This window comes from Bradyrhizobium sp. sGM-13 (assembly GCF_018398875.1).
Taxonomy (GTDB): Bacteria; Pseudomonadota; Alphaproteobacteria; order Rhizobiales; family Xanthobacteraceae; genus Bradyrhizobium.
In genome coordinates, this window is sequence record NZ_JAGWDK010000011.1 from 137,840 (window position 1) to 147,471 (window position 9,632).

Here is a 9,632-nt window from a genome sequence, read left to right on the forward strand (position 1 = left end):
CCCGACGATGCCCTTTCTCACCATCGCCTTTCCGGAAATCGATCCGGTCGCCATCTCGATCGGGCCGTTCGCGATCCGATGGTATGCGCTGGCCTATATCTGCGGCATCGTGCTCGGATGGATCTATGCGCGCGCGCTGATCAGGCAAGAGAAACTATGGGGCGGGCCGGCGCCGATCGCACCCGTGCAGCTCGACGACTTTATTCTCTGGGTTACGATCGGCATCATTGTCGGCGGCCGCACCGGCTATGTGCTGTTCTACAACCCGGCCTTCTTCATCCAGAACCCAATTGCCATTTTCAAACTATGGGAAGGCGGCATGTCCTTCCATGGCGGCTTTCTCGGCTGCGTCGCCGCGGTGATGCTGTTTGCGCGCGTGAACAAGATCTCCATCCTGTCGCTCGGCGACATCACGACCGCCGTCGCTCCGATCGGAATATTCCTCGGGCGGCTTGCCAATTTCATCAAGGGCGAATTGTGGGGACGGCCGGCGGATTCCAGCGTGCCCTGGGCCATGGTGTTCCCCGACGGCGGTCCGCTCCCGCGGCATCCGAGCCAGCTCTATGAAGCCGGATTGGAGGGCATTCTGCTGTTCGTTGTCCTGGCTATCATGATCCGGATGGGCGCGCTGAAGCGGCCCGGCCTGATCCTCGGCAGCTTCATCGCGATCTACGGCCTTGCGCGCATTGCCAGCGAATTCTTCCGCGAGCCCGATCCCCAGCTCGGATTTTTGTGGGATCCCCAGCTCGGGCTGACCATGGGTATGCTGCTGTCGGTACCGATGATCATTGCCGGAGCCATCCTGATCATGGTGGCATGGCGCCGCGAGACGCCGCAGCATATAGAGAGGTCGATTCAAGGCAGGCCGTGACCGAATTTTCGCCGTTACAGACGGAGATCCACAAGCTGATCAGATCGTCAGGCCCAATGCCGGTCTGGCGTTACATGGAACTGTGCCTGATGCATCCTGAGCACGGCTACTACGTGTCGCGCGATCCATTGGGCCGCGAGGGCGATTTCACCACCGCGCCCGAGGTCAGCCAGATGTTCGGCGAACTGCTCGGGCTATGGACGGCCTCGGTCTGGAAAGCGATCGGTTCGCCGCCGATGCTGCGGCTGGTCGAGCTCGGCCCCGGCCGCGGCACCATGATGGCGGACGCGCTCCGTGCGGTCCGGGTGCTGCCGCCGCTCGATCAATCGATCCAGATCCATCTCGTCGAGATCAATCCGGTGCTGCGCGAGAAGCAGCAGGCAACGCTATCCGGCGCGCGCAACATCACCTGGCATGACAACATCGATGACGTGCCGGAGGGCCCCGCGGTCATTCTCGCCAACGAATATTTCGACGTGCTACCGATCCATCAGGTGGTCAAGCGCGAAACCGGCTGGCACGAGCGCGTCGTCGAGCTCGATGCCAATGGCAAGCTGGTATTCGCCGCCGCGGATGACCCGATCCCGCGCTTCGAGGTGCTGCTGCCGCCGCTGGTGCGCGCGGCCCCGATCGGCGCCGTGTTCGAATGGCGGCCGGATAGCGAGATGATGAAGATCGCGGCGCGGGTGCGCGACCAGGACGGCGCGGCGCTGATCATCGATTACGGACATTTGCGCAGCGACGCCGGCGATACCTTCCAGGCGATCGCCCGGCACAGTTTTGCCGACCCCCTGAAAAATCCCGGCCAGGCCGACGTTACCGCCCATGTCGATTTCCAGGCGCTGGCACGAGCGGCGGAAGACGTCGGCGCGCGCGTTCATGGCCCGGTGACGCAGGGCGAATTCCTCAAGCGGCTCGGCATCGAGACCCGCGCCGCCACGTTGATGGCAAAAACCACGCCGGAAGTTTCCGCCGATATTTCCGCCGCGCTTAAGCGCCTGACCGACTCTGGCCGCGGCGGCATGGGATCGATGTTCAAGGTGCTTGCGGTGACCGAACCAAATCTCTCCTCGGTCGCAGGCCTGAGCGACGAACCGCCGGGAGACGAAAAAGTATGACGTTCGGATCGTCGCTGCTCGCAGCCATTCCCGGGCTACGCCACGCGTTCTTCACCCGCGAAGGCGGGGTATCCGGTGGAATTTACGAAGGCCTCAATGGCGGCCTCGGCTCCAATGACGATCCGGCCAATGTCGCGGAAAATCGCCGCCGGATGGCCGAGCAGATGGGGGTTACGCCCGAGCACTTGCTCAGCGTGCACCAGATCCACTCGCCCGACGCCGTGGTCGCGACCGGACCATGGCAGGGCGACAAGCCGCGCGCCGACGCGCTCGTCACCCGCACGGAAGGCATTGCGATCGGCGTCACCACGGCGGATTGCGGTCCGATCCTTTTCGCTGACCCCGCCGCGCGCGTGATCGGCGCCGCGCATGCCGGTTGGAAAGGCGCGCTGACGGGTGTTTTGGAATCCACCATCGACGCAATGGAAAAGCTCGGCGCCGACCGCACCCGTATCGTTGCCGCCATCGGCCCGTTGATCCGCCAGCACTCCTATGAAGTCGGAAGTGAACTCGTCGAGCGCTTCATGGATGCCGATGCGGAGAATGGCGTGTTCTTCATCCCGTCAGTGCGTGCGGGTCATTCGATGTTTGATCTTCCCGGATTCATCCGCATGCGGCTGGAGAATGCCGGCATCCTGATGATCGACGACCTCGGCGTCGACACCTATTCCGACGAGCGTTTTTATAGCTACCGCCGCTCGGTGCACCGGAAGGAGCCGGACTACGGCCGCCACGTTCACGCGATCGCGCTGGCGAGCGAGTAATTCCTACTTCACCCGCAGCACCACCTTTCCCCGCGCCCGGCGGGCTTCCAGGTAGGTGAGCGCCGCCGGCAATTGCTCGAAGGCAAATTCGCGATCGAGGACAAAGGTTCGCATGGATGATCCTGCGGAGTTGACGAATTCTGGCAACAAAAAGGAGAGACGGGACCAGCCGGACGCAATCTTTTTGGCGAGCTTATCCACGCACTGCCCTAGACCTTAACACATTTTAACGATATCGCAGGGAGCAATGAGGAACACCTTAATTGCTTCGTGCCTGCAAACCCCGCGCGCCATGATTGCCGCGGTGCTGCTTGTCGTTTCTTGCGCGCTCGGCGGCTGTGCCGGCGGCGGCGCGGCCAGCGGCTCGTATGCGATGGCACCGAGCGCGGGCGGCGGTCCCACCGTAGCGTTCGAATCGATCGACGGTCCGCCGCCGCAGGTGTTCGACCGGATGGTCAGCGTGCTCGACAGCGAATCGAAGCTCCGAAACTTATCGATCGTCTCGCGCGAAGGCGGAGCATCCTACCGCGTGCGCAGCTATCTCTCGGCACAGGTGGTTCGCGGCAAGACCGTGATAGCCTGGGTCTGGGACGTCTATGACAACAACCAGCAGCGCGCGCTGCGGCTTTCCGGCGAAGAGCCTGCCGGCAAGGCTGGCCGCGACGCCTGGGCCGCGGCCGACGACCTCGTGTTGCGGAAAATCGCGCAGGCCGGCCTCAGCGGTCTGTCCGGCATGGTCAACGGAAGTCCGGATGCAGCGCCGGCGCCGGCCCCGGAGCGCCGCGGTCCCGCGGTCGCGAGTGCGGAAGAAACAGTACCCGCCCAGGATGCTGCCGGCGTCACGACGCTCAGTTTCAGCGCCCAATAAACAGCCCTTTAAAGTCCCGTATCGGCCGATTTTTGACCGGGAAAACGACATCAACGGGTTGCCAGCCGAGCCACCCGCCTGATATCTCCTCGCTCACAAAACGCGCCGGTTCCCGAGGACTTTCTCGATATGCTGAACGTTGTATCCAGCAAGGCGCGAGGAGAAGCGTTGATGGCGGCCAAGAACGGCTCGATCAAGCTGGTCGCTGGCAATTCCAACCCCGCGCTGGCCCAGGAAATCGCGAACTGGCTGCATCTGCCGCTGACCAAGGCGGTGGTTCGGCGCTTCGCCGACATGGAAATCTTCGTCGAAATCCAGGAAAACGTCCGCGGTTCGGACGTCTACATCATCCAGTCGACGTCGTTTCCGGCCAACGACCATCTGATGGAACTTCTGATCATCACCGACGCGCTGCGCCGGGCTTCCGCGCGCCGCATCACCGCGGTCATCCCCTATTTCGGCTACGCCCGCCAGGACCGCAAGGTCGGCTCGCGCGCACCGATTTCCGCCAAGCTGGTCGCCAACCTGATTACGCACGCCGGCGTCGACCGCGTCATGACGCTCGATCTTCACGCCGCCCAAATCCAGGGCTTCTTCGATATTCCGGTCGACAATCTCTTCGCCTCGCCGGTCATGGTGCGCGACATCAAGGAGCGTTTCGACCTCGCCAATGTCATGGTGGTATCGCCTGACGTCGGCGGCGTGGTGCGCGCCCGTGGACTGGCCAAGCGCATCAACACCCCGCTCGCCATCATCGACAAGCGGCGCGAGCGCGCCGGTGAATCCGAAGTCATGAACGTGATCGGCGACTGCGCCGGCTACACCTGCATCCTGATCGACGACATCATCGATTCCGGCGGCACGCTGGTGAACGCGGCCGACGCGCTGATCGCCAACGGCGCCAAGGAGGTCTATGCCTATATCAGCCACGGCGTGCTCTCCGGCGGCGCTGCCGCGCGCATCGCCTCGTCGAAAATGAAAGAGCTCGTGATCACCGATTCGATCCTGCCGACGGAAGCGGTCAACAAGGCTGCCAACATCCGCACGCTGTCGATCGCGCCCCTGATCGCCGAAGCGATCAGCCGCACCGCTTCGGAAGAATCGGTATCGAGCCTGTTCGACTGAGATTGCTTCGTAGGGTGGGCAAAGCACAGCGTGCCCACCAGTCAGGTTCACGTTCGAGGAGAGATGGTGGGCACGCTTCGCTTTGCCCACCCTACTGCTCCCTCATTCAAATCCCGGTCGCGGTACCAAGTTCATCAACATATTGGCGTAGCCGCCATCGACCATGATCTCGTCGCCATTGACGTAGGACGCGCGGTCGCTGGCGAGGAACAGGATCGCATCGGCCATGTCCTGCGGCATGCCGACCCGCCGCAACGGCACGACTGCGGCGCGGCGTTCGGTGACGCCGGGCGTATCGTAGAACGCCTGGCTCATCGGCGTGATCACCATGCCGGGACTGACGACATTGCTGCGGATGCCCTGCGGCCCCCATTCATTGGCGAGCTGCCGCGACAGCATGATCACGCCGGCCTTGCTGACACTGTAGGCGCCGCTCTGCCCCTGCGCGTTGCTGCCTGCGATTGACGCGACGTGAACCAGACTGCCGCGGCCAAGCGCGCGCATCTGCCGGCCGAACACCTGCGCGCAGAGGAAGTAACCGGTCAGGTTGACGGAGAGAACGGCGTTCCATTCGGCAAGCGTCAGCACGTCGAGCGCTCCGGGCCGTAGCACCGCGGCGGTGTTGACCAGCACGTTGCATGGCCCCAGCGATTTCTCGATCGTCGCGGCCGCGGCGGTGACGCTCTCGACATCGGTCGTATCGCAGCGCGCGATCACATGATCGGCGCCGAGCTTGCCGAGCTCGGCGCGCGTTATCTCAAGGCCACGTTCATCGAGATCGATCGCGGCCACGCGGGCGCCGGCCTGGGCAAAACTGAGGGCAACGGCGCGGCCGATCCCGCCTCCCCCGCCCGTCACCACGCAGACGCGGCCATACAGGCCGAGCCAATCGGAAGACTCTCTTTCGGCGTTGACCATCGATGCCTCCAATCCGATGCTGCTTCGCCATTGCGAGGAGCCACCGGGTCCGGCCCTCGGCCGGCCCGATGATAAACTCCGCGATGAAGCTATCCATTCGTGGCGAGATGGATTGCTTCCGCCTTCGCTCTTCGAGCTACGGCGGACAAGTCGCTTCGCTCGCAATGACGGAGACTACCCTCCTACCCCCCAATCCCCGCCGCCACTTGTCCACGCAGCCGCTCCAGGCTGTGTAGCGTGTTGGCGCAGGCTTCTGCGACCTCGATGCCCTTAATGACGAAGTGCTTGCGGAAGAATTCGTGGTGCACGGCGCTTTCATGGAATTGCTGCGGCGTCAGCACCGCCGAAAATACCGGCACCTCAGTCCTGAGTTGCACGTCCATCAGCGCCTTGATCACGGTGTCGGCGACGAATTCGTGGCGATAGATGCCGCCGTCGACGACGAGGCCGGCGGCTACGATCGCGGTGTAGCGCCGCGTCTTCGCGAGCAGTTGCGCATGCAGCGGTATTTCGAACGAGCCCGGCACCTCGAACAGATCGACCTGCGCACGCGTGATATGGCGCGCTTCGATCTCTTCGAGAAAGGCAATGCGGCATTCCTCGACCACGTCGCGGTGCCACGAGGACTGCACGAAGGCGATACGCTGCGGCTTGACGAAACGCGGATGCACCGGCGCCGGCGGACGCTCGGGCACGTCAGCAATGTGATGGGCTTCGGCTGCTTGGGATTGGACTTCAGGCTCTTGCAACATCTGATTCATGGCTTTCCTCTTTCAGGACCAGAATCAGGGCATACGGAACGACGCCGACCCACGCGCAAACGTGCGAGGCCGCCGCAAACCGTTCTCTTTCATCCGGACTGTAACCGTCGGCTTCGGAATCGCACCGAATCTGCTGACCCTTCTGCTCTGGCGAGAAGAAGGCGCTCGCGGGCTTGGGCTACGTCACCCTTACCGCCGGTGGGGATTTTCACCCCGCCCTGAGAACATCGGCCGCCCGGAATGGACGACCTGCCGAAGAATATGACCAAGGCCCGGGCGTCAGCAAGCGTCTTTGGCATGGGGAATCGGCATGTCCCCATGCCGCCGAAACAGAGCATGTGGCCTGCCGGATCGTTGCCTTTACTCAAACCGCACCAATTGAGATAGGCTTGCCAAGAACAGGGGGGCGCTCAACATGAAAATTCTTCGCCGGAATTTCCTCAAGCTGGCCGGCGCACTCATCGCCGCGCCCGCCTTGCCGCGACCGGCGTCCGCGCTCGACTATCCGACGCGACCGACGAAAATCGTGGCCGGCTTCGCCGCCGGAGGCGGCGTCGACATCACGGCGCGGCTGATCGGCCAGTGGCTGGCCGACCATCTCAAGCAACCCTTCGTCGTCGAGAACCGCACCGGCGCCGGCGGCAATATCGGCACTGAAGCGGTCGTGAATGCGGCGCCCGACGGCTACACGCTGTTGCTGGCGACGGTGCCGAACGCGGTCAACGCCTCGCTCTACGAAAAACTCAGTTTCAATTTCGTCCGCGATATCGCGCTGGTGGCCGGCGTCATTCGCGTGCCGATGGTGGTGCTGGTGCACCCCGCGGTGCCGGCGCAGACCTTGGCCGAATTCATCGCTTACGCCAAAGCCAACCCCGGAAAGTTCAACATGGCCTCGGCCGGCAGCGGCAGCGCGCCGCACATGGCGGGCGAGTTGTTCAAGATGATGACCGGCGTTGACATGATCCACGTCCCCTATCGCGGCCAGGGTCCGGCGATGACAAATCTGATCAGCGGCCAGGTGCAGGTCCTGTTTGCCGCCGCGCCCGGCACCGCCGATCACATCAAGACCGGCAAGCTGCGCGCGCTCGCGGTGACGACGGCCACGCGCATGGCGGAGCTGCCGGAGGTTCCGACGGTAGGCGATGTCGTGGCAGGCTATGAAGCCAGCCAGTGGTACGGTTTCGCGGCGCCGAAAAACACGCCGGCCGAGATCGTCGACAAGCTCAACAAGGAGATCAACGCGGCGATCGCCGATCCCGGCATGAAGGCCCGGCTTGCCGCCATTGGCGGCGCGCCGATGCCGGGCTCGCCTGCCGATTTCGGCAGACTGATCGCAGACGAGACCGAGAAGTGGGGCAAGGTAGTCCGCGCGGGTGGGCTAAAGCCGGAGTGAGCGCGCGCGATTTGCGAACGATCCGAGAGGCACCGATGCACGGCGAAACATTCACGAATCCTTAAAGCCGGCATCCTAGAGGTGTCTATCGTGCCCAACTCCAGATCGCCTGGGCGTCGCAAATGGAACAAGCGTGACACACGCCGCTGAGGTTGCCGGCACGGATGCAGCAAGGCCCGCGGACCGGGCCTGGCGAACGCCGATCCTTCAGACCAATATCCTGGCGCCGATGGCCATCGCGCTCGGCTCGTTGCTGGCCGGCGCGATCTACACCTGGTTTGCCGGTGAGGACGTCAACTGGGATTGGCAAAACTACCACGAGTATAACGTTTGGGCCGTCATCAATGGCCGCTACGGCATCGATGCCTTGCCGGCCGGCTTTCAGACCTACTTCAATCCGACCGTCTATTTCCCGCTTTACTATCTGCGCCATCTGCTGCCGGCACCCTACGGCCTGATGATCATCGGCGCGATACACGGCCTCAATCTGCTGCTGATCTATTTTCTCGTCCGCATCCTGCTGCAGGAAGCGGCGACGGCAAGCGCGATCGGCGCAGCGATCCTGATTGCGGCCGTCGGACCGATGACGCTTTCGGAAGTGGGCACGAGCTTCTCCGACATCCTTACCGCGCTTCCGATTGTTGCAGGCTGCATTCTGATCCTGTCGGCAAATGGATCCCATCACGGGCGCTACGTCCTCGCCGGGCTGTTGATCGGGGCGGCCGTCGGGCTGAAGTTGACCAACGTCGTCTATGCGCTCGGAGCGGCTACCGCAGTGCTGGTTGCGGCCCGGCCGCTGCTGGCAACGCTCTGTCTCGGAGTCGGCGGACTGATCGGCGCGCTGACGACCGGCGGCGCCTGGGGGCTGATGCTCTGGCGCGAGATGGGAAATCCGATTTTCCCGCTCTTCAATGCCGTGTTCCAGTCCAAAGAGCTGGTCCCGATGAACATCATGGACTGGCAGTTCATGCCGCGCGGCCTGCTGGACGCGCTGGCCTATCCCTTCTACTGGGTGGTTGGCGACCACAGGAGTTCGGAATATCCGTTCCGCGATGCGCGATTTGCGGTCGTGATGGTGTTGATCGTGCTCGGCATCGGCCGTTCGGTCATCAACCGTGCCACGATCTTCACGCGCCGCGACGTTCAATTCCTGCTGTTCTTCGCGGTCTCCTATGCGACATGGCTCGCGCTGTTTGCGATTCAGCGTTACGCAATCGTGCTGGAGCTGTTATGCGCGCCGCTGGTCGTCCTGCTGATCGCGCGCTGCATGGCAGCGACGCCAGGAGCACCGTCCGGCCGCGTCTCCGCAGTGCCTGCCAATTCCGTGATGGTCGCGACGGCGTTGTGCGTGGCGCTGTGGTCGCAACCGGGTGACTGGTTCCGCCGCCCCTGGTCCAATCCATTCAACCCCGCGATTCCCGAGCAGCTTCACCAGCCTGCAAACTATCTCATTATCGACAAGCCGATCGCCTATGTCGCCCCGCTGCTGCCGCCGCAGTCGCGGTTCTATCAGATCGCCGACATCGCCTTGCCCATCATGCCTGACGGCGAGTTCGACCGCCGCATTCGCGCCAGGCTGGCATCACCAATGCCGGGCGGCATATGGGAATTGCACATGCGGGGCAAGCCGATCCGCGAGACGTTGCTGGAACGGTATGGTCTGCGGGTGGATGCCTCCCGGCCGTGCGTCGAATTCGAGGGCGCGCAGCTCGGAACAGCGATCGAGGCCTGCCCGCTAGCAGCGCGCGAGAGATAGGACCGCAGCGTTCCCGCCGGTCCTTCAAGCTGCCTGCCGTCCTTCCGGGAAATTTAAC

10 protein-coding genes and 1 riboswitch are annotated in these 9,632 nt (G+C 63.4%); of the genes, 7 read left to right on the forward strand and 3 right to left on the reverse strand.

Annotated elements, in window-relative coordinates; genetic code table 11:
- The first annotated feature begins 7 nt into the window (after positions 1 to 7).
- From lgt to pgeF, 3 genes are read left to right on the forward strand one after another with little or no spacing between them, the layout of a single operon-like run.
- Positions 8 to 871, forward strand: coding sequence for a prolipoprotein diacylglyceryl transferase (gene lgt, locus KJQ96_RS18745; RefSeq protein ID WP_213288040.1), 864 nt, complete (start codon positions 8 to 10; stop codon positions 869 to 871).
- Positions 868 to 1,989 (forward strand): class I SAM-dependent methyltransferase, encoded by a 1,122-nt coding sequence (locus KJQ96_RS18750; protein WP_309142438.1) that lies wholly within the window; start codon positions 868 to 870, stop codon positions 1,987 to 1,989. The genes lgt and KJQ96_RS18750 overlap by 4 nt, the downstream gene beginning before the upstream one ends.
- Complete coding sequence (pgeF, locus tag KJQ96_RS18755) at positions 1,986 to 2,753, forward strand: peptidoglycan editing factor PgeF (protein WP_213288042.1); 768 nt, start codon at positions 1,986 to 1,988, stop codon at positions 2,751 to 2,753. The genes KJQ96_RS18750 and pgeF overlap by 4 nt, the downstream gene beginning before the upstream one ends.
- A gap of 3 nt (positions 2,754 to 2,756) precedes the next feature.
- Here pgeF and KJQ96_RS41760 read toward each other — a convergent pair whose 3' ends face one another.
- Positions 2,757 to 2,954 carry a zinc-binding dehydrogenase gene (locus KJQ96_RS41760; RefSeq protein ID WP_213288043.1) on the reverse strand — a complete coding sequence of 66 codons (198 nt, stop codon included), beginning with the start codon at positions 2,952 to 2,954 and terminating at the stop codon, positions 2,757 to 2,759.
- A 46-nt stretch (positions 2,955 to 3,000) separates the two neighbouring features.
- Between KJQ96_RS41760 and KJQ96_RS18765 the strand changes: the two genes are divergently transcribed.
- Together KJQ96_RS18765 and KJQ96_RS18770 are read left to right on the forward strand one after the other, a co-directional pair.
- A complete protein-coding gene (locus tag KJQ96_RS18765) occupies positions 3,001 to 3,621 on the forward strand; it encodes a hypothetical protein (RefSeq protein WP_213288044.1) in 621 nt (206 codons plus the stop codon).
- Between the two features lie 171 nt (positions 3,622 to 3,792).
- Entirely contained in the window at positions 3,793 to 4,746 is a 954-nt protein-coding gene (locus KJQ96_RS18770; RefSeq protein WP_057842314.1) for a ribose-phosphate pyrophosphokinase, read from the forward strand.
- A 102-nt stretch (positions 4,747 to 4,848) separates the two neighbouring features.
- Here the strand turns inward: KJQ96_RS18770 and KJQ96_RS18775 are convergent, their stop codons facing one another.
- Both KJQ96_RS18775 and KJQ96_RS18780 read right to left on the reverse strand, forming a co-directional pair.
- Positions 4,849 to 5,664 (reverse strand): SDR family NAD(P)-dependent oxidoreductase, encoded by an 816-nt coding sequence (locus tag KJQ96_RS18775; RefSeq protein WP_213288045.1) that lies wholly within the window; start codon positions 5,662 to 5,664, stop codon positions 4,849 to 4,851.
- A gap of 182 nt (positions 5,665 to 5,846) precedes the next feature.
- Complete coding sequence (locus tag KJQ96_RS18780; protein WP_213288046.1) at positions 5,847 to 6,425, reverse strand: 6,7-dimethyl-8-ribityllumazine synthase; 579 nt, start codon at positions 6,423 to 6,425, stop codon at positions 5,847 to 5,849.
- A 77-nt stretch (positions 6,426 to 6,502) separates the two neighbouring features.
- Positions 6,503 to 6,655: riboswitch (FMN riboswitch) on the reverse strand.
- Positions 6,656 to 6,840: 185 nt separating this feature from the next.
- Between KJQ96_RS18780 and KJQ96_RS18785 the strand changes: the two genes are divergently transcribed.
- Together KJQ96_RS18785 and KJQ96_RS18790 are read left to right on the forward strand one after the other, a co-directional pair.
- The gene (locus tag KJQ96_RS18785; RefSeq protein ID WP_213288047.1) at positions 6,841 to 7,818 is read left to right on the forward strand and encodes a tripartite tricarboxylate transporter substrate binding protein; all 978 of its coding nucleotides are present in this window, start codon (positions 6,841 to 6,843) and stop codon (positions 7,816 to 7,818) included.
- A 133-nt stretch (positions 7,819 to 7,951) separates the two neighbouring features.
- Entirely contained in the window at positions 7,952 to 9,574 is a 1,623-nt protein-coding gene (locus KJQ96_RS18790; protein WP_213288048.1) for a glycosyltransferase 87 family protein, read from the forward strand.
- Positions 9,575 to 9,632 lie beyond the last annotated feature (58 nt).

Coding starts and splice junctions, on each gene's coding strand:
- lgt (WP_213288040.1), top strand. CDS start 8: ATGCCCTTTCTCACCATCGCCTTTCCGGAAATCGATCCGGTCGCCATC.
- pgeF (WP_213288042.1), top strand. CDS start 1,986: ATGACGTTCGGATCGTCGCTGCTCGCAGCCATTCCCGGGCTACGCCAC.
- KJQ96_RS18765 (WP_213288044.1), top strand. CDS start 3,001: ATGAGGAACACCTTAATTGCTTCGTGCCTGCAAACCCCGCGCGCCATG.
- KJQ96_RS18770 (WP_057842314.1), top strand. CDS start 3,793: ATGGCGGCCAAGAACGGCTCGATCAAGCTGGTCGCTGGCAATTCCAAC.
- KJQ96_RS18775 (WP_213288045.1), bottom strand. CDS start 5,664: ATGGTCAACGCCGAAAGAGAGTCTTCCGATTGGCTCGGCCTGTATGGC.
- KJQ96_RS18780 (WP_213288046.1), bottom strand. CDS start 6,425: ATGAATCAGATGTTGCAAGAGCCTGAAGTCCAATCCCAAGCAGCCGAA.
- KJQ96_RS18785 (WP_213288047.1), top strand. CDS start 6,841: ATGAAAATTCTTCGCCGGAATTTCCTCAAGCTGGCCGGCGCACTCATC.